Source organism: Bhargavaea sp. GQ12, from assembly GCF_059758705.1.
This window is the reverse complement of the sequence record NZ_JCAXEU010000017.1, coordinates 37712-59124: the sequence shown is the minus strand read 5'-3', so window position 1 is coordinate 59124 and position 21413 is coordinate 37712. Positions and strand designations below refer to the sequence as shown.

General features: G+C 53.7%; 22 protein-coding genes. 6 read left to right on the top strand and 16 right to left on the bottom strand.

Annotated features, from left to right (window positions below; genetic code table 11):
• The first annotated feature begins 45 nt into the window (after window positions 1-45).
• Genes AC6CHQ_RS13565 through AC6CHQ_RS13555 form a run of 3 tightly spaced genes read left to right on the top strand, consistent with a single transcriptional unit; the run spans window position 46 to window position 593 of the window.
• A complete protein-coding gene (locus AC6CHQ_RS13565; RefSeq protein WP_498081814.1) occupies window positions 46-216 on the top strand; it encodes a hypothetical protein in 171 nt (56 codons plus the stop codon).
• Window positions 217-255: 39 nt separating this feature from the next.
• Window positions 256-444 (top strand): glycine zipper domain-containing protein, encoded by a 189-nt coding sequence (locus AC6CHQ_RS13560; RefSeq protein WP_498081813.1) that lies wholly within the window; start codon window positions 256-258, stop codon window positions 442-444.
• Window positions 444-593, top strand: coding sequence for a hypothetical protein (locus AC6CHQ_RS13555; protein WP_251240046.1), 150 nt, complete (start codon window positions 444-446; stop codon window positions 591-593). The genes AC6CHQ_RS13560 and AC6CHQ_RS13555 overlap by 1 nt, the downstream gene beginning before the upstream one ends.
• Before the next feature lie 29 nt (window positions 594-622).
• On the opposite strand, the gene AC6CHQ_RS13550 is transcribed toward AC6CHQ_RS13555, so the two are convergent.
• From AC6CHQ_RS13550 to AC6CHQ_RS13540, 3 genes are all read right to left on the bottom strand, one after another.
• Window positions 623-1813 (bottom strand): M20 metallopeptidase family protein, encoded by a 1191-nt coding sequence (locus AC6CHQ_RS13550; protein WP_498081812.1) that lies wholly within the window; start codon window positions 1811-1813, stop codon window positions 623-625.
• Window positions 1814-1931: 118 nt separating this feature from the next.
• Window positions 1932-2168, bottom strand: coding sequence for a hypothetical protein (locus AC6CHQ_RS13545; RefSeq protein ID WP_498081811.1), 237 nt, complete (start codon window positions 2166-2168; stop codon window positions 1932-1934).
• Between the two features lie 98 nt (window positions 2169-2266).
• Window positions 2267-2800, bottom strand: a complete 534-nt coding sequence (locus tag AC6CHQ_RS13540; RefSeq protein WP_498081822.1) for a competence protein ComK — start codon at window positions 2798-2800, stop codon at window positions 2267-2269.
• Between the two features lie 607 nt (window positions 2801-3407).
• Between AC6CHQ_RS13540 and AC6CHQ_RS13535 the strand changes: the two genes are divergently transcribed.
• Genes AC6CHQ_RS13535 through AC6CHQ_RS13525 form a run of 3 tightly spaced genes read left to right on the top strand, consistent with a single transcriptional unit; the run spans window position 3408 to window position 6182 of the window.
• Window positions 3408-4385 carry a TRAP transporter substrate-binding protein gene (locus tag AC6CHQ_RS13535; protein WP_498081810.1) on the top strand — a complete coding sequence of 326 codons (978 nt, stop codon included), beginning with the start codon at window positions 3408-3410 and terminating at the stop codon, window positions 4383-4385.
• 34 nt (window positions 4386-4419) lie between these two features.
• Window positions 4420-4908, top strand: coding sequence for a TRAP transporter small permease (locus AC6CHQ_RS13530; RefSeq protein WP_498081809.1), 489 nt, complete (start codon window positions 4420-4422; stop codon window positions 4906-4908).
• Window positions 4905-6182, top strand: a complete 1278-nt coding sequence (locus tag AC6CHQ_RS13525; protein WP_498081808.1) for a TRAP transporter large permease — start codon at window positions 4905-4907, stop codon at window positions 6180-6182. Before AC6CHQ_RS13530 ends, AC6CHQ_RS13525 begins: the two co-directional genes overlap by 4 nt.
• A 175-nt stretch (window positions 6183-6357) precedes the next feature.
• Here AC6CHQ_RS13525 and AC6CHQ_RS13520 read toward each other — a convergent pair whose 3' ends face one another.
• The 13 genes from AC6CHQ_RS13520 to AC6CHQ_RS13460 all read right to left on the bottom strand — a co-directional run bounded on the left by AC6CHQ_RS13520 (window position 6358) and on the right by AC6CHQ_RS13460 (window position 21412).
• On the bottom strand, window positions 6358-7614 hold the full coding sequence (locus tag AC6CHQ_RS13520; RefSeq protein ID WP_498081807.1) for an anaerobic sulfatase maturase: 1257 nt from the start codon (window positions 7612-7614) through the stop codon (window positions 6358-6360).
• 72 nt (window positions 7615-7686) lie between these two features.
• The gene (locus AC6CHQ_RS13515) at window positions 7687-8238 is read right to left on the bottom strand and encodes a LamG domain-containing protein (RefSeq protein ID WP_498081806.1); all 552 of its coding nucleotides are present in this window, start codon (window positions 8236-8238) and stop codon (window positions 7687-7689) included.
• Window positions 8159-9979, bottom strand: coding sequence for an arylsulfatase (locus AC6CHQ_RS13510; protein WP_498081805.1), 1821 nt, complete (start codon window positions 9977-9979; stop codon window positions 8159-8161). The genes AC6CHQ_RS13515 and AC6CHQ_RS13510 overlap by 80 nt, the downstream gene beginning before the upstream one ends.
• A 41-nt stretch (window positions 9980-10020) precedes the next feature.
• Entirely contained in the window at window positions 10021-11283 is a 1263-nt protein-coding gene (locus tag AC6CHQ_RS13505) for an MFS transporter (protein WP_498081804.1), read from the bottom strand.
• Window positions 11284-11461: 178 nt separating this feature from the next.
• On the bottom strand, window positions 11462-12010 hold the full coding sequence (locus AC6CHQ_RS13500; protein WP_498081803.1) for a hypothetical protein: 549 nt from the start codon (window positions 12008-12010) through the stop codon (window positions 11462-11464).
• A 124-nt stretch (window positions 12011-12134) separates the two neighbouring features.
• A complete protein-coding gene (gene tcuA, locus AC6CHQ_RS13495; RefSeq protein WP_498081802.1) occupies window positions 12135-13649 on the bottom strand; it encodes an FAD-dependent tricarballylate dehydrogenase TcuA in 1515 nt (504 codons plus the stop codon).
• Window positions 13650-13666: 17 nt separating this feature from the next.
• A complete protein-coding gene (locus AC6CHQ_RS13490) occupies window positions 13667-14533 on the bottom strand; it encodes an alpha/beta fold hydrolase (RefSeq protein ID WP_498081801.1) in 867 nt (288 codons plus the stop codon).
• Window positions 14534-14556: 23 nt separating this feature from the next.
• On the bottom strand, window positions 14557-15513 hold the full coding sequence (locus AC6CHQ_RS13485; protein ID WP_498081800.1) for a VOC family protein: 957 nt from the start codon (window positions 15511-15513) through the stop codon (window positions 14557-14559).
• Between the two features lie 24 nt (window positions 15514-15537).
• The gene (locus AC6CHQ_RS13480; protein ID WP_498081799.1) at window positions 15538-16731 is read right to left on the bottom strand and encodes an acyl-CoA dehydrogenase family protein; all 1194 of its coding nucleotides are present in this window, start codon (window positions 16729-16731) and stop codon (window positions 15538-15540) included.
• Between the two features lie 148 nt (window positions 16732-16879).
• Entirely contained in the window at window positions 16880-17014 is a 135-nt protein-coding gene (locus tag AC6CHQ_RS13475) for a hypothetical protein (RefSeq protein WP_498081798.1), read from the bottom strand.
• Between the two features lie 157 nt (window positions 17015-17171).
• Window positions 17172-19004, bottom strand: a complete 1833-nt coding sequence (locus AC6CHQ_RS13470) for a helix-turn-helix domain-containing protein (protein ID WP_498081797.1) — start codon at window positions 19002-19004, stop codon at window positions 17172-17174.
• Window positions 19005-19167: 163 nt separating this feature from the next.
• On the bottom strand, window positions 19168-20022 hold the full coding sequence (locus tag AC6CHQ_RS13465) for an aspartate/glutamate racemase family protein (RefSeq protein WP_498081796.1): 855 nt from the start codon (window positions 20020-20022) through the stop codon (window positions 19168-19170).
• A 13-nt stretch (window positions 20023-20035) separates the two neighbouring features.
• A complete protein-coding gene (locus AC6CHQ_RS13460) occupies window positions 20036-21412 on the bottom strand; it encodes an FAD-dependent oxidoreductase (RefSeq protein ID WP_498081795.1) in 1377 nt (458 codons plus the stop codon).
• Window position 21413: the final 1 nt, after the last annotated feature.

Below are 21413 nucleotides of genomic sequence, written 5' to 3'. Positions count from 1 at the left end.
TAATTACCGTTCAAACCGTATAACCGGGTAAGGGAGTGAGCGTAAATGGAAGAAAAGTCTAAGAGGTCATTTAACTGGGCCGGTATTCCCATTGGACTCATGCTCGGAATATCCACAGGAATCGCACTGGACAGCTGGGCACTCGGACTCTCATTCGCCATCACCTATTCCGTGATTTTTTCTGCCGCTTTCAACGCGAATAATAAGAAAGATTAAGAGGGAGAGGTTGCTCCCCGCCAATAGGAGTGAACCAATATGGGAGAAAAACTGAGAAGCACGTTCAATGGTTCAGGAATTGCCATCGGATCTGTATACGCCGTTGTCTTTGGCATGCTGTTCGAGAATATCGCCATGGGAATTTCACTCGGCCTCGTCTTCTCGATCATCTTCAGCGGCGTCTTTGATGAAGATAAAAGGAAAAGACGAAATCAGTGTGACAGCTGATGGGAGAAAAAAGGAAGGCCAATGACAATTGGACTTGGCTTACGATGGGAATGTGCATCGGGCTGCTGGCCGATATCCTGTTCGACACTATGCCGTTCGGTATCCTTGCCGGATTCGCATTCGCCCTGATTTTCGCTCCAAAACCGTAAAAAGCCGGCCCCAGCGGCCGGCTTTCTCATTAATGAACTCCATTCAGATAATCGATCGCAAATCCGCTCATGGCGGTGATCCCCGTCGGAATCGCGCGCTCATCAAAGACGATGCCCGGGTTGTGGAGCGGCAGGTGTGTCCGGCTGTCTTCATCGTCCCTCGTGCCGAGGCGGAACAGCATGCCGGGAATATGTTCGAGATAATAGGCGAAGTCTTCGCTGCCCGTCGAAGGCACTTTGAGATAATCGATGTTCTCTTCGCCGATCCGGTCTTTCAGCGACTGTTCCAGCAATCCGGTCAGGTGCGGGTCATTGATGACCGGCGGACAGCCGGCTCCCTTGAAGTCGACTTCCGCTTCCGCGTTTGAGGCGGCGGCAACGTGGTGGGCAATTTCGGCCATCCGCTTTTTGATGTAGTCGCGAGTGGTCTGATTAAGAGTCCGGACCGTTCCGGAGATGTTCACTTTCGTGGCGATGACGTTGTTTGCCGTGCCCCCGTCGATCTGTCCCGCCGTAATGACGGCCGGTTCGAACGGCGACAGGTTCCGTGAAATGATGCGCTGGAACATATCCACGACGTCCCCTGCGACTGGAATCGGGTCAACGCTTTTCTCCGGATGGGCACCGTGTCCGCCCGTGCCCTTCACCGTCACGTGGAATGTGTCGTTCGCCGAAGTCATCGGGCCCGGCCGGATTCCGATTTTCCCTGCCTCCGTCGATGGCCACGTATGGAGGCACACCGCATGGTCAGGTTTCGGATTCTCGAGTACCCCTGCCTCGATCAGCTCTGTCGCGCCGCCTGCCCTCTCTTCGGACGGCTGGAAGACGAACTTAATTGTTCCTTTCCATTCATCCCTTGTGCGCTCGAGAACTTTTGCGGCACCAATCAGCACAGTCGTATGGACGTCGTGTCCACAGGCGTGCATGACATTGGGTTTTTCAGACTTGAACTCGACACCTGATTCTTCATCAATCGGCAGCGCGTCAAGATCCGCCCTCAGCATCAGCACCGGTCCTTCGCCGGCCTTCCCATGCATCAGGCCGACTGCACCTGTCTCGAGTCCCAGCTCCTGCCACTCGATTGACGTGTCTTTCAGCTGTTCCTTTACAAATTGGGTCGTCTCGTATTCCTCATGGCTCAGCTCCGGATGCGCATGGATATGCCTGCGGATCCGGATCATTTTATCCTTTATCTCCTCAACGATTTCTTGAATCTCCATCGAATCCTCCATTCTGTAATTAGGTTTGGATAATATCTCCCGATACCCTTCTATTACCCGCATCCGGCAGGAGGTATGTATGACAAAAAAGCGGGGGATCGCTCTCCCGCCCAAATGATCACTTTTCCGATGGGCCTGGTGATAGCCGGCGGTACACCCATTCCAGGACCCCGTCACCCCGCATGCGCTTTGAAGCCGCGGCCCGGAGTGTGTGGAGCACTTCCTTCTCGCCAAAATCATTGATCAGCTCAAGCAGGCAATCATAGGCAAACAGATCCAGCGGGGCGATTCTCGCATCATAGAAAAGAAGAATTTCATTCACCGGATCGATCCGGTGTAAAAGCTGCTGTTCCATCCCTTCCGCTCCCTTCGCAATCTTTCTGTTTATATAGGCAGCCGGGTTCGGATGGATACAGCAAATAGCCCCTGCTCATCTTTAAGCAGGGGCCGGGTTCAGTTGTCTTCAAAGTTCCGCTGTCCGTCCCGTTTGACGAGATGATAGCGTTTTTTCGGTTCACGGATCAGGAGCAGCCGGATGTCACGTCGTTCAACGAGCTGATACTTAAAACGCAGCGCTTTCTGGAATTGGTTATGGAAGCTAAACCGGCTGACGGGCAGTGTTACTGTGTGACCGTTCGTGAGTGTCACGCACGTCTTCCCCTTTTCCACCGATTCATAGCGATCGATGTGGTGCAAGGCAAACCATGTACAATCTTCCCTCGACGGCGAAGTGGTCGGGAAGAGGATGATTGTCTCCTCTCCCTCGATCCGGACGGGCGTATTATGCGTTCTCGACAGGATGTAATTGGCGCCGTCCCGCGCTCCGCGGAAACTGGTTCCCTGCGTCTTCAGCGTACGGTCTATCAGTTGAGTCGGACTGGCCCCGACTGTGATATACTCTTCCGGCAGCAGCACCTTGGCGTGCAGGTCCCCAAAAGTGTCGTACTCCGGAACAATTCCCATGGTCTCCTCTCCTATCAAGAACATCGCTGTTCTCATGCCCCCATCCCCTTTGGTCTGATTTTTCCCGCTTGCTCATCCGGAAAATCTCTAAAGCGTTGGTGCATCCATTCTCTACATGCCGGCGTTCACCCGTTTCATTCCCTTCACCTCGCACCCCTCAACTAAGAAAAAGGAACCAGACTGACAAGGAAGCAAATGACCCATAAAAATCCAAATCATTGGAATAAATGAGCGATGATTCCCTTTCTGAGTCTATTATAGATAAACCGATTAATAAAAGTCTATCTATTTTGACAATTTAAGAAAAGAATTGCTGAATATTGTCGTTGAGCGCGTATTTCGGCTAAATTGAACACCCGAAGGAAGTTGATCATCAATTTGAATCAGGAGGACTAAATACGGGAATTTCCGTTTTATTTTCCGAATGAATAATAATCAATAGAAATCAAGATAGATTCCGTAATTATTTATCAGAAAATATCATGTTTTAGAAAATCTTTTGTCGTAGAATCATAGTCTTCTCCCCTATACGATTGGATTAGATTCGTTGAAGTGTTTTTGTAAGCGCTTCAACAGCGAGGGGGATGAACGGTTGAAAACGAAATGGCTAGCAATTGTAGGATGTTTGATGTTGCTGACTCTAACGGCGTGCGGTCAGGGGGAGATAGCAGACGGGGTAGCCGAAGCGTCAGGCGAAACCGCTGAGCTCCGTTTTGGTCATTCGGCGCCGGCCACTGACCCTGGCGGCCTATTTGCGGATAAGATCGCTGCAGATGCGAAGGAACAGACAGATGGTGCTTTGGGCATCAACGTATTCCCGGGCAGCCAGCTTGGCGGCGAGGTCGAAATGGTCGAGCAGGTTCGTGCCGGGACAATCGATATCGCACTTGTCACTTCCGGTGCATTATCCAACTTCGTCAGTGACCTGGCCGTACTGGATCTGCCTTTCCTGTTTGAAGACCTCGAACACGCACAAACCGTGCTGAACGGCGAAGTGGGTGACGAGTTCAAGGCACAGGCAAGTGAACAGGGCCTCAAGATCCTCACTTTCTTCGATTACGGCGTGGCCAATATCGCCAACAACAAAGTGGATGTCACCTCTGCCGCCGACATGGATGGCCTGAAGATGCGCACGCTCGAGAACGAGATTTTCATCGACACGTTCAAGGCCCTTGGCTCCGATGCGGTTCCGATCCCTTACCCTGAGCTGTACACATCAATCCAGCAGGGTGTCGTCAACGGAACCGATGCGCTCAATGTCACGATGACGGGAGGCAAGCTTTATGAAGTCACGAAGCACTTCTCCAAGGTCAGCCTAAGCTACCGTGCAGGTGTCATCGTCATGAACCAGTCGAAATACGATAGTCTGCCTGAAGACATTAAAGAAAAGCTGGATCAGGCAGTAGCAGACGGGACTGCCCACTATCATGAAACGATTTATCCGGAATATGAAGCATCTGCCGATAAGCTAATGGAAGACAACGGCGTCAAGATCATCGAGAAAGAAGACATCGATGTCGACTCCTTCAAAAAAGCCGTTGAACCGGTCTACGAAAAGCATGAATCCGAGTTCGGCGATATCGTGGAACGGATCCGGAACGCTAAATAATGCCTGAAAGGCGGTCGGTTAAGGAGGAGATCAAATGTTTTCCAAAGTCATCCGAGTCCTCAATAAAATTACGGAATATCTGACCATGGGGTTTTTATCCCTCATGGTCATCATTATCTTTATGCAGATCATTTCAAGGGAGCTGTTCGGTTCCTCCTTCCCATGGGTGGAGGAAGCCGCCAGATATCTGATGGTCTGGACCGCTTTCCTGACAGCAGGCTTCACCTATCAATATGCGGCCCATATGAGTATTGATGTCATTGCAAAGCGGCTGGCCGGTATGGCAGATCGAGTCATAAAGACGGTCGTATTCTTACTCTGCCTCGCGTTTCTCTGGATCCTCTTCTCTAAAGGGATGGACCTGGTCAACAGCTCCGCGGGAATCAGATCGACTGCACTGGAGTTGCCGATGTCCTTCGTATATGCGGCACTGCCGATCAGCGCCGTTCTGCAGGCCCTCAATCTATTTGACCTTTACTTTTTCAAGAAGGAACCGGTTAAGACTGCGGAGGTGATGGAATGAGCATCCTGCTGCTCATCGTCCTTTCCGTCCTGTTCTTTCTAAACGTCCCGATTGCCATCTCGCTTGGACTGTCCACGACATTGATTGTGCTGATGACGGGCACACTCGACTTGAGCACTCTGCCCCACCGGATGTTCACAACACTCGACTCCTTCCCGCTTTTGGCTGCACCGTTTTTCATACTGGCGGGCAAAATTATGGAACACGGCGGGATTTCGGACAAGATCGTCAGCTTCGCCAACAGCCTGGTCGGCCATTTCCGCGGCGGGCTTGGACATGTATCGATTGTCGCGTGTATGTTCTTTGCCGCCCTCTCAGGATCTGCGGTCGCGACAACGGCGGCTGTCGGCGGACTGCTTGTCCCCGCGATGGTAAAGGCAGGCTATGACCGGGGATTCTCTGCCTCGGTACAGGCTGCGGGCGGAACGACAGGCGTCATGATTCCGCCGAGCGTCCCGATGGTCATGTTTGCGGTCAGTGCCGGTGTTTCCGTCGGAGACTTGTTTATTGCGGGAATCATTCCCGGAATTTTTGTCGGGCTTACGCTAATGATCTGGACATACATCTATTCGGTGCGTGCCAAAATTGAGATCAAGCAACGTGCCAGTTTGAAAGAAATCCTGACTTCATTTGCCCAGTCGGTTCTGGCCATTCTCATGCCGATTATTATCCTGGGCGGCATTTATGGAGGTTACTTTACGCCGACAGAGGCATCTGTGATTGCCGTTGTCTACGGACTCCTGGTCGGGACACTCGTCTATCGCCAAATCAGCTGGAAGGTGCTCAAACAGATTTTGCTTGAGACGGTCACTGTTGTTTCGGCGCTATCGTTTATCATCGCAACGGCTTCATTTTTCGGTTTCTACTTAACGATCGAGCAGGTCCCCCAGCAGATCGGCAATTTGATTACAAACGCCAATATCGCCCCAATTGTCGTGGTGCTGCTGATCGTGGCACTGCTTATGGTCGTCGGCATGTTCATGGATGAAATATCGGCCATCATCATTTTGACGCCGATCCTGCTTCCGGTGGTCGTTGCCATCGGCATGGATCCGATCCATTTCGGGGTCATCATGGTCATCAACCTCGCGATCGGGCTGCTCACTCCGCCTGTCGGCCTCAGCATGTTCGTCGCCGCCAAAGTGGCGAACATTCAGCATGACAAGCTGATCAAGCCGCTCCTGCCGTTTATCTTCATCCTCGTGATCGACGTATTCATCCTGTACATGATTCCGGAGATTTCGCTTGGACTGCTGGAGCTTCAGAAAAAATAAAACGAAGGAGGACGCCCTGCGGCGTCCTCCTTTACGTCTAAATGGAGTTAGGGGTCAAATACGTGAAAGTACAGTAAGTGGTCACGAAAGTATACAAACAGCCCTCGAAAGTACAGTAAGCTGCGTGAAAGTACACCAACGACCCGGACTGCCCATTCCGAATCCGGATCCGACATTAACGCTGCACAATCAGCGGTCCCTTGATGACGTTTTTAATCTCCGATACCGGCAGATCGTTCTCGATCAGCTGGACCATGACTTTCATATAGCGGTGGATGTGATGGAAAAAGTGCTTGTAGCCGGCGCACAGATAGTTCAGACCGGAATCCCCGTCCGGTGTTTTCAGGAATCGGTGCTTCGGGCACTCCCCGTTGCAGGCAAACCGCACTTCGCAACCCTTGCAGTAATCCGGAAGCGTATCGCGCTTTGCATCACCGAAGGCCCTCTGGCGCTCGGAGTCCATCATCGCCGCGAACGTGTCTTCCTCGATATTCCCAAGCTTAAAGTCCGGATACATATAATGGTCGCAAGAGTAGACATCTCCGTTATGCTCGACGATTCCCGCCCGGCCGCAGGTCTCCGCGAACACGCAAGACGTTGCGGGGAGCCCGAGCCAGGCGGTCAGTGCATGCTCGAAGTTCATGACATGGACGTCTCCCACATCATGGTGGACCCACTCATCAAAAACCTCGGTCAAAAACTCCCCATACTGTTTTGATCCGACCGTCCATGCAGACACCGCCTGCTGGATCTCATCCTCCTCAATACTCGGCGGAACAGCGTGCCGCAAGCCGAGCGCCATCGCCTTTGCATCCGGAAGCCTCTCGATGATCGGGATAAACTGGATGAACTTGACCCCTTCGTCTTTGAAAAACTGATAGATTTCCGTTGCCTGGTGCCCGGATTCCCTCGTCACGCATGCCAGTACATTGTATTCGACGCCATATTCCTGGAGTTTTTTTAATGACCGATGCACCTTCTTGAATGTAGGCTGTCCCCCCCGGTCCACCCGGTAAAAGTCATGAATGTGCTCCGGCCCGTCGATGCTCAGGCCGACGAGGAAGCGGTTTTCTTTCAGGAACTTGAACCATTCGTCTGTCAGAAGTGTCCCGTTTGTTTGGAGTGAGTTGACGATCCGTTTGCTGCCTGCATATTTGTTCTGATACTCGACGACTTTCCTGTAAAAATCCAGCCCCATCAATGTCGGTTCGCCGCCCTGCCAGACGAACGGGATCTCTTCTTCCTTCTGGCTGCGGATATACCCCTCGATATACGTTTCCAGAACCTCATCGGACATCTTGAAGCGGGTCTTCGGAGCGAATAAAGATTCCTTCTCCGTGTAAAAACAGTAATGGCAATCCAGGTTGCAAAGCGGTCCAGACGGCTTTGCGATCATATGGAATCCATCTGTCTGCACAAGTGCCTGTTCCATCTCTCTTCCCCCTCAATATGTAGAAAATGGGATTCAGGAGCGGTTTCCCGCTCCTGCTCCCTTTCATCAAGTTTATTCCTGGATCTGATAGACGACCTTTTCGATTTCACCTGAGAACGGGAACCCATCCATTCCGGCATAGTCCTTGCTTACCGGGTAGTTCGAGTCATGTCCAATATCAAGGCCTTCGAATGAGACTTTGAACCGGTGCGTCTGTTCGATCTCGACGGTACCCGAAGGCTTGCCGTCCACCAGCAAGGTCGCTGTGCCGCTGTTTTCTCCGTTAAGCTCAAAGTCCAATTTCACTTCCGCTTTTCCTTCCGGCAGAGGCTGTGATGATTCGATCCGGTAAACGGAATCCCCTCGGTTGTATTCATATACGGCCTTGTCATCTTTGACGTAGAGCGCATAGCCGCTTTCAGAACTTCCGAGTGCTGCAAGCACCCCTTCTTCGTCACCCGCCGGCCGGTCGATCGGCACTGTGATCGAATATGACTTATTCAGGATAAACGGTGTCGCGCCTTCCGGAAGTCTGGACATGCCGTCATAGAAGATGAACTCGGATTTTGCCCGGAGGGAATCTTCCGGTGTGAACAGGAAGCCGTCCCCAGCAATGTCCGTCATCGGGTAGACGCCGTATTCCTTGGTCTTTCTCGAACAGCTTCTGGAGCTTTTTCAGCTGTTTTGGATGTTCTGCCGCCAGGTTCACCTGTTCAGTTGGGTCCTCGGATATATGATACAGTTCCCAAACATCTTCTTCGTATGGGGTTTTCGGTACATGGCGGGCAATTGCCTTCCAGCCGTCATGGTAGATGGCGCGCTGGCCATTATTCTCGAAATACTGGGTTTTGCGGACTTCCGCTTCAGGATCTTTAAAAGTCGGAACAAGGCTCTTGCCATGAAGTTTCATCTGCTTGACGCCGTCGATCTCCTTTGGCAAATCGATGCCCATCAGCTCGTAAACTGTCGGCGTGATGTCGGAAACATGGACGTATTGGTCACGGACTTCTCCTTTTGCCTTGATGCCTTTCGGATACGAAATGATCAATGGTGTCCGGATTCCCGCTTCATACATCGTCGACTTGTACAGCTTGAAAGGCGTATTGCTCACCTGCGCCCATCCTTGAGGGAATTCCGATTTTGTCTGATCAGAACCGATCTGGTCTTGTTTTTCATAGATCGTCTCAAACGGCTCGGCGATATCGTTATAGGCCAGGGTATGGTTGATCGAACCGGTCGCTTTCCCCATCGGACTCGCCCCGTTATCGGACAGGAAGACGAACATCGTGTCATCCAGCTCGCCGGTCCGCTCGAGCGTATCAATCAGTTTTCCGATTTGCTCATCCGTATGGGTCATGAATCCTGCATAGGCCTGCTGGAACTGGGCAAAGGCCTCTTTTTCCTGATCATTCAGGCTGTCCCATTCCGGAACGCCCGGATTGCGTGGTGCCAGTTCGGCGTCTTCCGGAATGATCCCCATTTCCTTCTGCTTCTCGAACCGCTGCTTCCGGATTTCATCCCAGCCTTTGTCATAAACCCCGTCATACAGATCAATGTATTCCTGTGGAACCTGGACAGGCTGGTGCTGTGCACCGAACGCCAGGTAAAGGAAGAACGGCGTATCCGGGTCAAACGAAGCCTGGTCGGTGACGTACTGGTTGGCCTGCCTCACGATATCCTCGGAGAAGTGATAGTCCGGATCATTCGCCGTCTCGATGAATGAGTTGTCCTGTACAAGTTCCGGCTTATACTGATCGGAGGAATCTTCAAGGAAGCCGTAAAACCGGTCGAATCCTTTCTGGAGCGGCCAGTTTTCATACGGGCCCGCCGCGGTCGCCTGATGGGAAGGAGCGAGATGCCATTTCCCTAACGCATACGTATTGTAGTCGTTCTCCTTCAATACTTCCGCGATTGTCCCGGCCGATGGATCGATGCGCCCTCTCTTGTTTGGATTGTCAGGCCCCATGTCAAAGTTGGCCACGGTCGCCATACCGAAAGAATGTGAATTGCGCCCCGTCAGCAGTGAAGCCCTTGTTGGTGAACAGACCGGCGCCACATGTGCGTTGTTATACCTGAGGCCATTGTCTGCCAACTTGTCCAGGTTCGGCGTCTGGATTTCTGATCCATAGGACGCCAGATCGGAGAAGCCCGAGTCATCAAGCACGATATAGACGATGTTCGGTTTTTCCGCGGACTGCACCGCATCTTTTCCTTCATCTTTCTTAGCCGCATTACCGGGAGCAGCCCCTTGGTCCGGTGCAGCTGCCTTCGCCCCGCAGCCGGCCAGCATCAATGCGATCGCCGAAGTGAACGCGGCTGCTTTGGCCCAAGGCGGCATTCGAAGAACATTGTAATAAGACTTCAATAAATCCCCCTCCTAAATGAATTGCGCATCGTTTCGGGTAATCAATTCACTGGAACACTTTCCGGCTTTTCAAGATCCGCATCAGGATCCAGCGCCTCCATTTCATCCAGCCGGACGTTTTTCGTCTCGGGGAATACCCAAGCCCATAGTGCCAGCGCCAGGAACAGCACCGCTCCTCCCAGGATGATCGGCTTGTATCCGTAAATCGGGAATACAGCAGCTGTGATAAGCGGCGGAATTGCAGAGAGTCCGCGTCCGATCTGCAAAGCCCAGGAAATGCCGGTCACCCGCAGATCCGTCGGGAAAATCTCACTGAACAGCGATCCGAAAACCGCCGCTCCATTCGAGCCGAAATACAGGAAGAAAATCGGAACCAGGATCCAAAATGAATTAATAAGACTGGTCCACGTGAAATACAGGGCAATACCCCCGAGCGCAGCCACCACTCCCAGATAAGAGAGCGTGATTCTCCTGCCCCATTTGTCGGTCGTGTATCCGGCAATTACTGCACCTACCAGCCCTCCAAGCGCCGTAAAGAATAACCACCATCCGGTCGCGCCCATTTCAAACCCTTCGTATTCAACCAGATAAGTCGGCAGGAAGTTGGTGATTCCGTAGTAGGCAAAGTACTGCAGGACCGCTGCAATCAGCGCAATGGTGAACGGTTTCCAGAATCGTTTCAGCCCATATTTTTTAGTCCATTTCACTTTGACGATGTCCGTATTTTCTTTTACCTCTTTTTCCCATACAGCAGATTCTTCTACGTCTTTCCGAAGGTATAAAGCAAATAAGATTGGAAGGGCCGACAGGATGAACGTCCAGCGCCATCCGATCAGCGGCAGGATGAACCCGCCGACCGTGGCTCCCATGAAGATTCCGATATAGGCGCCGCTGTACAGCATGCTGCTCCAAAAACCCCTTTGCTTTGAAGGCACCGTTTCACTCACGAGTGCCTGCGCGGCTCCGTACTCCCCTCCCAGACCAAAGCCTGCAATCGCGGTCCAAAGTATCAGCCATTCGTAATTGAAGGTGAACCCACGCATCAGCGTGGCGAGCGTAAAGATCACCAGTGTGGCGATCAGGATCTTCTTCCTGCCGACTTTGTCGCCCAAGTAACCGAATACGACTCCGCCGACCGCAAGAAAGGCCAGCTGGACGGAGAAGATTGAAGCTACCTGTACGGTCGATAATGACAAAGCGGCCGCCATCGGGATGACAAGGAAGCTCAGCAGGAAAATCTCGTAGTAGTCAAAGATCCATCCTATGTAAGCCCCGAAAAACGCCTTGTATTTCGGCTTATCCATTTTTTCCTCTTGCGCATGTATGGTCGCCATAAGATCCCCCTCGCCTGTTTGATTGTAAAAACATGGTCCATCCCTTCAGAAAAAGAGAAGTCCGGCGGTGTCTATGACGCAAATGCCTATATCTAAAGGTTTTTGCGTCCACCATCGGACTTTCTCCAATTTCAATCAACAGTCTTGTCTAGACCGGCTGATAGGTTTTCAGTTCTTTCTCGTCCGTCGGCCCGATCAGAGACGGGCGGTAACCGTCCTTTTCATGGATCTGGAAACGTCCTGGCCGGATCGTGGCGATCGGCCTTTCATCTTCATGGCCGTGAATCGTTCGCCAATTGCTTTCCTGAAGGAGAATAAGACTCCCCTGATAGCGGGTCAGCCCGATCACGTCCGCCACAAAAGGCAACTCCATGATCTTCGCCAGCCTGTAAGCCAGTTCTCCTGCGTTTCCCCCATGAGCGGCGACCACCATGTGGGGGTTTTCCTGTGCGAATACCGAAAGCAAAGCCCCGACGGAACTGTCCGGTGTTTGGCTAAAGGCGTCATCACGGAGTACCACCCGGCCCACACCATTACGGGTCCACTGTTCGGCTGCGCGATGAGCGTCCCCCCCAAACAGCACTCCGGTCAATACCCCGCCTTCCGAAATCCTTGCGGCTGCGGCAGTCGCCTCCAAAGTCTCATCCGTGACGGAACCGCCGCAGAACTCCCCGAGGATCAATATATCTCTGACCATTCAGCATCCCTCCGCGAAAGTACAATAAGTGGTCACGAATGTTCGCGAACCGGCCCCGAAAGCACACAAAATCCGGCTGAAAGTACGGGCAGCTTCACGAGATGTTCAATCTCAGCCGAGATGTTCACCGGATTGCCGCTTTCGTCTCCGCCCGTACATTCGCGTGCTCTGCAGCTTTTGCCCCCGCGATCTTCCCGAATACCGATCCCGCCATGAGTCCCGCTCCGCCCGGATAGTTCGAGTAGAACAGGCCGCCGGCAGCTTCCCCTGCGGCATACAGTCCCGGGATGGATTCATACATCGTATCCTGGACTTCCGTTTCCTCATTAATCTTTAGCCCGCCGAAAGTGAACGTGATGCCGCAGGTGACGGCATACGCTTCGAACGGCCCCTCCTCGATCGGAGTCGCCCAGTTCGTTTTCGGGACGGCAAGCCCGTTGGTGCGGCGGCCGTCTTTTTCGTTCGGATTAAACGGCACCGTGCGGTCGACGGATTCATTGAACCGTCTGACTTCTGCCAGGAAGCGTTTCTTGTCCACATCCATCTTGTCCGCCAGTTCCTCGAGCGTGTTTGCCCGTACCTTCGTGACTTTCCGGCCCTTGTACTCTTCACGGAGCTGGGCTGACGTCTGGGTGTCGAATACTTGGTAGCCGTAGCCGCCCGGCTGCTTCAGCAGTTCGCGGCCGTATTTGGCATAGGTGTAGTTCCGGAAATCCGCGCCTTCATCGAGGAAACGCTCTCCGTTGGCATTCACGAGGATTCCGAACGGATAGCTGAGCCGCTGGAAGCCCTCTTCGAAGTCCGGCAGATACCGGTCGCCCATGACGGCGTGGGACAATGTCCAGTTGCCTTCCGGCAGTGCCCCGATATCCAGCGCCATCTTGATGCCGTCACCGGTGTTGTACCGGGAACCCCTGACGTGGACGGCATCCCACTGGGTGCCGAGGTACTTGGACCGCATCTCGGTGTTCGCATGGAACCCGCCAGATGCGATAATTACGGAGCTTGCGGCAATCCGCTTTGTCTTGCCGTTTTCTCGGATGACGACGCCGTACACCCCGTCATCGTTCCGGAGCAGGCTGACGGCCATCGTCTTGTAGAGGATCTGAACCCCCTGGGAAGCTGCCTCTTCATGCAGAGCTTCGACCAGTCCGTGACCTCCGCCGACCGACTCCAGCACCATGCCGCCCCAGAACTTGAACACGCCATCGACCTTGAATGCCTGCCGTCCGTAGATCGGAATCCACTTCACATTGTGGCGGGTCATCCATTTCATCGTTTCGTAGCTTTCGTCCGTGAGAATCGAAGCCAGTACCGGGTCAGTCTTGTAATCCGTCATCCGGCACATGTCATCATAAAATTGTTCTTCCGTGTAGGATCCGAAGTCGGTCATCGCCATTTCGGCGTCGTCAAGGTCCGGCACCAATTCCCGGATCTCGTCCGCTCCGTTGTAGGCGAAGCGTATCGATCCGTGGGTATAGGTCGTGTTGCCGCCCTTTTCCGCTTCCAGCGACTTTTCGAGCACCATCACTCGGGCCCCCTGCTCGCGGGCGGAAATCGCCGCGCACATCGCGGCATTTCCTGCACCGATGACGACGACATCCGTCTCGTAGTCGAAATTCAGCTTTTGTTCCTGCACACTGCCACCCCTTCCGGTTACAGACGGTCCCTGAAGAATTCCTGGATGAGGAAGTTGAACTCGTCTTTTTTCTCGAGCTGTGTCCAGTGGCCGCATTGACCGAAAATATGGAGCTGCGGATTGCCCAGATGTTCGGCGAGGTAATAGCTGGACTCGACCGAACACACTTTGTCGTTCAGGCCATGGACAAGAAGCACCGGATGCTTGATGCGGTTCAGGGCCACTGTCGGAACCGGAACGGCGGCCGTGGCAAAGATCGAGTTGTTGGAGCGTTTGACTTCCGGACGCATCGCGTTCTCGAAACGGTCATCCGTCACCGCTTCAATCACCGGCCACATTTTCTCTGCGTCATACACGAACCAACTCATGATCTGCTGGAGCTTTTTCTTCGACGGGTTGTCGTAGAAGCTTTTCGCGCGTGCCAGTTCAAAGCTCATCTTCGTGTTCGGCGTACCGCCGGGTCCCATGAGCACGACTTTGCCGATGCGCTCCGGGTGCTCGATAAGGAGCTCGAGGGCAATGGAGCAGCCGAGCGAGTTCCCGACAACGTTGACCTTGTCGAGCTTGTAATGGTCGATCAGCTCAATCGTCTGCTTGACCCACTCATCCATCCAGGCCTGCCGGTTTTTCAGCGGCTCCTCCGGATGGCTGCTGTTGCTGAAGCCGTAAAGATCCGGCGCCAGGCAGTGGAAGCTCTGTCCCGCTTCTTCAAGAGCGGGCTTCCAGTTGGCAATGGCAGTAACTCCCGGGCCTGATCCGTGAAGGAACAGGATTGTTTCCCCGTTCCCTTTGCCGGAGCGGTTCACGTATGTCTCGAAATTCTCCGTCTTCACCACACTGCCTGTCACTTGCGCTTTTGTTTCCTGAGTCGCTTTTACTGTCATGAGTTGACATCCCCTTTCAGAATTCAGCGTGCTTCGATCGTCGTCTTGACCAATTCTTTTGCGTTGATGCTGTCGCCCCAATAAGTGTTTCCGAAGGCGCGCTCGCTTTCATGCCACCTGACCGGCTCCCAGTCCGGTTCGAAGATCAGGTAGCCGCCGGTGAACAGTTCCACCCGGCACCCGCTGCCCGGGTCTGTGACATAGATGTACATCGCCTGGGAGATCGAGTGCTTGCCCGGCCCCACAAAGTCGAAGCCGTGCTCCTTCAGGATGTCCGCCGCACGCAGGATGTCCTGCGAATCATCAGACCAGTAGGAGATGTGGTGCACCCGTGCAGGCGTATCCGTCTCCGGACGCGCGACAAAGGCGACATCATGCACAAGTTGTGTCACGCTCATCCAGCCCGCCAGGATATCCTGGTTGTCGTTCTCAAGCAGCTCACGCATCTTGAACCCGAGCACGTTCTGCAGGAACTCGAACGTTTCCGGGGCCTGCCGGGAAGTATGCAGGTTGACGTGGTCGAACCTGCGCGGCGAAATCCCTTTTGCCCACGCCTTGTAAGTCTGGTTCTTCAGGACTGAGCGCCGGTGTTCTTCCACTTCCGGCTTTTCGATGTCGTAGTAAAGCTCGAACGTATGGCCGGACGGTAGGGAAAAGCGGACCGCTTCCCCGATGCCCGGTGTTTCCCACGCCGGGACTGCCCGTACATCCACGCCCTGCTCTTCAAGAAGTGCCTTGAAGCCCTCAACATCTTCCCGCTTTTTCGTGCGCCAGCCGATATGCTTCACATAGCCGGATTCCCCCTGCTCGACCGACAGCGTATGATGCTGGAAGTCCCCCCACGCCCGCAGGTAGTGGACGCCGTCGATTTCCGCCGTTTCCTCAAGCCCGATCACATCCCGGAAGAATGTGAGGGACTTCTCCAAATCCGAGCTGACAAGGGCGACATAGCCCAGTTTTGCGATTTCCGGTTTCCCCATTTTCTCCCCCACCTTTATATGAAATCAGTAACGGATGGCATTGGATTCAAGACCGACAAGAACCCGTCCGTAGTTTTCTTTCGTGATGATCGGAGACAGCGATCGGTGCGAATGGAGCACGAGGAAGTCGCGGATGATCCGCTGCATCGGATGGCCGTTATAGGCAAATCCGGAGCCGCTGCCCGCCAGAAGTGCGTCCAGAGCTTCCTTCAGCAGCTTGTTCGCGTGTCCGATATCGGCAAGCGCCTTGACCCGTGCTTCGCGTTCCATATACTGTCCGGATTGCGCCCAGCGGTCGATGTCGTCCGCGACCTTGAAGAAGAAGTATTCCGCGGATTCAATCTTCATGGCTGCATCCGCGATCAGCGCGTGCGTGCTCGCTGCATCCTTGATGAACTCGACACCCATATGAGCCGCACGTCGCATCGGCAGGCTCTGCTGGAAGAATTCCAGCGCGTACTTGAGAAGGCCGAGGCCCGGCAGCCCGAGTGACAGGATCAGGCCCGGGAACAGCGCCGAATTGTAAAGCGGAATATCACGCAGGTGGGCCGAATTGAATTCCCCGTCCAGCGCTTTTGAGAACGATACGCAGCGACGGTCCGGCACGAAGACGTTGTGCATTTTGACGCTGTTGGAGCCTGTGCCTTTTAGGCCCATGACGTCCCAGTCGTCCAGGATTTCCATTTCGCTGAACGGAAGGGTCATAAGGAGCTGGTCCGTGACATTGCCTTCGTCGTCCCTGATGATCGTGCCAAAGTATCCCCATGTCGCATGCTGGGAACCTGAGCAGAACATCCAGTGGCCTTCCTCGATCAGATAGCCGCCATCCACTTTTTTCGCTGTGCAGGAGCGCGGTTCATACACGCCCGCAAAGAGAACGCTTTCAGGATCCTCACCGAAAATTTCATCATGGGCTTCTTCCGTAAACGACTCCGCGACCATGAGTTCGCGGATGGCGCACAGTGCCACGATCCAGCCGGTGGATGCGCAGCCTTTCGAGATTTCAACGACCGCTTCGCTGTACGTGCGCATATTCGTTTCCAGGCCGCCGTACTGCTTCGGGCGAAGCATCTTGAACAGCCCCGCATCTTTCAGTTCCTTCATCGTGCTTTCCGGGATCTTCCGGATTTCTTCTGTCTCCTTCGCGCGTTCACGCAACTGCGGAATCATCGCCTTTGCGGATTCGACGACGTCCTTATATTCAACCGTGGATGTCATAGGGAACACTCCTTTTTAATGTGTGGCGTTATATCAAATGTAAAGAAGATTCAGTCGGAAAATAAGACGAAAAAGCATCTGAATGTAAGCGCTTTTCCGTAATTTTTTATCAGATTCCTCTTCGAGGAGCCTATACGGCCATCTCTTTTTAGATGGTTTCTGCGGATAAGGAGGAATTCGCCCTATTTTCCCCCAACATGATGGCTGTCTCACCATTCTGCGGCTGAGTTTCGTCATTCACGCCCAGAGTCTCGTCATTCGCCGCGCCGATTTCTTCATTCACGCCCCCGATCTCGTCATTCGCAGCCCAAACTTCATCATTCTGCTCTCCTAAATCTCAGATTTCACCCGCTCACGCGCGCGTTACCAATATTCACATCCATTTTCTCTCGTAAGAACAAAAAAAAGCACGTGGCAGCACGCGCTTTTGGGTAATCACCTTATTCAAATTTGATGTCTCCAAGTATTTTAAGCGAATCGAGCATGAGCAGGAGCTCGTATGCGGTGATCGGGTTGCGGAGGTCTTTGCCCAGCAGTTCTTCCAGTCTGGAAATGCGGTACATGAGTCCGCTCATGGAAAGCGAGAGGTCCGCGGTGGATTGCTGGAGGTTGCCGCCGTTCACCAGGAATATATAAAGCGTTTTCAAAAGTTCGTCCCGCTTTTGTTCTTTCAGCTCAAAGATCGGTTTGAGCTCTTTTTTGGCCAGCCGCCGAATCGCTGACATGTTTTTGGAATTGATCAGGGAGCCGATGATGCTGGTCTCCTCAAATGCTGCAATCGGCCCCTCACCGATACGCAAGGCGATCTGCGATTCTTCCACACTTTCTTCAATCGTACATACATCCGTATTTTCACTGCTCAACCCGATTCGGAATTCCACGAACTGATGGTGCAGCCGGAGATGCTTGAGAATATGTTTCAGCTTGTCCTTCATTTCTTCCGTTTTCGGCAGCAAAAGCAGGATGGCCCCTTCATGCACTGTCGTCAGGATGCGGTAATTTTGCATCTCAAGGAATCGCGCGACGGCCTGGGTCACTGTGTCGAGGAATTCGATACTTTCCGTGTCCTGATTATCTGACGTACACTTCAGCGTGGCCACATAAAACGGTTCATTCAGATCCACACCCATATAATAGCCGCGGTAGATGACATCCGACTGCGACTCATACTGTTTCAGCAGCAATTGCTGGAAAAAGTAACCCTTCATGTTCTCCAAAGCCTCGAACGAACTCTTCTCGTTCAGGAAACAGAGGGCGATTGCACCCGCTGCCCGCTGGATGAACATCCGCTCGGTGCCGATTTCCGCATCCTCATCCCTGAAGATGAATGAGACATATCCGATCACCTGGCCCTGAACGACGATTGGAGACACGAGCCGCCGGTGGTGCTTGCCCTTGACCGAAAAGGTCTTCGTGAAAGAGGCATACCGCTTTTTTCCGCTTTTCGTCTGCATGACAGTCTTTCTGAAATCTTCCTGGTAAAGCTGGTGCTCTTCCTTGCTTAGCCCGACGACCTTAGTTCCGTAGAAGTTCAGGTCTTCCAGTGTGACCGGCACTTCCAACGCTTCGTAGATGGTCTGAAGAATCGCATCCAGCGTTGCCCCGTCCGCCACCTTGATCGTCAGGTTATCGTGAAAACTGGATACCCGTTCAATATAGTTTTTCTGTTCAAGCAGCTGTTCGTACGTATAGTTCAGTTCGTCGATCAGCCGGCTTTCCTTGTACATTGAAATCTCTTCAAGCATCCCGGGATCTTTCCAGTCCTCTTCCATTTTCATTTCAAATGTGCAGTCGGCATCCCCGCTGCCGCGGCACGTGACTTCTCTCAGATAAACTGGGCGCCCGAGAATCGTTGACATATAACCGCTGCTAAAACCAACCAGCGTATGGCAGACAGGTTGAGCCGCCCGGCCGTGATGCTTAAGATGCTCGTCCACTTCAAAAGAGCCTTCCCATTTTCCGACAGCGTAAAGCTCCAAGATGTTCCCCTCGGCATCCAGCTTGACCGACCGTTCTGAAACGAGCTTTTGGATCTGTCCCGACTGAAGATGCAGATCCCCCGCCTTTTCAAGCATCTCCTTGATCGGACCGGGATTCTTCAGTACTTCCCTCGCGTTTTCCGCGCCAGTGTTCCAACCGTACCGGAGCAGGAAGGCCTTTGCCCGCTTCACGCCCAGGTTTTCGATCAGCTCTTTTCTGAGCATCCCGAACGTAGCTGATGTGGTGGACAACTTTTTTTCAGTGTTCGGATGAACCGCTTCTGTTTCAATCATGTCCGTACCCCCTATATCCCCCCGAGCTTACTACAAGTATAATTGATTTCAGAAATTTGTATATATTAAATTTAATTGTCGATTTTTGTCGCACAAGAACCTGTCAAAATAAGGGGTGAATCAGCAAAAGAATGTCCAATTCTTTCCTGCCACCCCTTGTCCATTATGATTGGACGGCGGTGTCTGCCGTCACTGATATTCCGTAATCCATGTCCCCGTCCAATTCGCTTTCATGGTTATAGAAAGCACGCAGTTTTTTCACCGCATCTTCAGGCGGCTTCGCATTGTAGAAGCCTTTCCGGGTCACGGTCACGCCAGAATGCTCTTTCAGATCGACGAGTGATTCCGCCATCTTCAGGCCGGCCGCGAACGAGTCGACGACCGGCACATCGCCGATTCGGGAAACGCCGTGCGTGGCCAGGAAGACGTTCAGCGGGCCTTCTCCCGGAACGATGACGTCCGCCCCCTGCCCGATCGCTTTTTCCGCGGATGCGACAAAGCGGTCGATGACCGGCTGCGGATCCTTGAAGCCTTCGAGCACATCATAGAATCCGATATCCGCCTGGACGATCGGGCCGAGCTTGCCGCCGAGCCCGTAGCGATCCGCATTCGATCGGAGCTGGTCCTGGAGCGGCCCGAGAAAATTCACGATGCCGATCCGGTCCCCGAGCATCGAGGCAATGTGCAGCGAAGCCTGTCCGTATCCGATCACCGGAATGTCCACGAGCGTGCGAGCTTCAAGAAGCCCGACGTCGGGAATCGTCCCGATGAATACGGCGTCATATCCGGCCTTTTCCGCGATGATGGCGTTCCGGATAAACTGCTCGCGGTGCAGATTCTGCAAATAGGAATACGTGATGAAGTGTCCCGGGTATTGTTCGGGATAGGTTTTATTGGACATGCCGTGCAGTACGACTTCAACGCCAGGTCTTGCAACTTTTCGGATGTGAGCGGTCACGGCATCACGGTACGCCGGCACTTGCTCAATCGATGTCAGGCTCTGATGCCAGATTTTCATGGTTTCTCCCCCCTCATGAGACAACGGCAGGCTTGAGTGCCGTCCTGACGGCAACCCGGCCGAAAATGGCCGCCTTGCCGAGCGAGCTTCCCGTCATGTAGCCCGCACCGTGGAATCCGCCGACCATCTCGCCTGCGGAGAACAGTCCTTCGACCGGTTCGCCGAACGGATTCAGCACCTGCGCATGCTCATTGACTGCAACACCTGCATAAGTCGCCAGCATCGCCACCGTTGTGCGCATGGCGTAGAACGGGGCCCTGTCGAGGACGACAGGTTTACCGAAGTGGTGAGTGAGCGTTTTCCTGCCGAACACGTCGTTATCATTCCGGACTGCTGCATTGTAATCGGCCACCGTCTTTTTCAGTGCGCCCGCCGGAAGGTCCATTCGGGCGGCGAGGGCATCCAGTGAAGGTGCCGATATAATCAGCCCGAGGTCCAGCAGCTTCCGGAAGTCATAAAGCGCATCCCCTTCGACGCCCGCATCCATCACGTCCTGGTCCCAGATCTGATACGTCTCACCGTTTACCTGGCGCAGGGCTTCCGTGCCGATCAGCTTGTACGAGATCGACTCGTTGACGAACCGCTCCGCCTCTTTGTTGATGATGATGGCGCCTTTATAAAAGGCAAGGGCCTGGGATTTCCTTGGCCCGTCCGCTGTCGGGTGGAAGCCGTACGTGCCTTTTAAGTAAGCATAGTCCCGGGTCCAAGCCCCCTGTTCGACGGCCATGCGGATTCCGTCACCGACATTGCCATTCCCGCCGATCCGGATGGCGCCGTCAAGCTGGGGCGCGACGTCCGAAAGCAGTTGTTTGCTCCTGGAAAAGCCCCCCGCCGTCAGCAAAATTCCATGAGCGGCTTCCGCCTCGAATTCCGCACCGTCCTGTTCATAAACGACGGTCGACACGCGGCCCTCCGCATTCTTTTTCAGCCGCCTGACCGGTGCCTCCGTCAGAATCCTGACCTTACCCGATGCTTCCGCCGATTGCTTCAATGTCTTAATCGCCTGCGCGGGCGTAATCTGGTGTCCGCGCGGGATGCTGTGACCGCTGACCGCCTGGACGGCATGGAACTGGACTCCTTTTGACTGCAGCCACCGGTAAGTCTCCAGCTGGTGTCTGCCGTAGGCTTCGACCAGGGAAGGTTCGTTCTTTCCCTCGCCGACCGCCAGCATGTCCGCGACCAGGCTTTCCGAATTGTCATTGAAACCGGCCGCCTCCTGAAGATCAGTGCCGCCAAACGCCATGTACCGCCCGCTCAGCAGCGAACTCCCGCCGCATTCCGGTTCTTTTTCAAGAACGAGAACGGAAGCGCCGTGATCCGCCGCTTCCGCTGCCGCACTCAGTCCGGCCATGCCGGCGCCAACGATGATGAGATCCACCCGTTGGGCCATC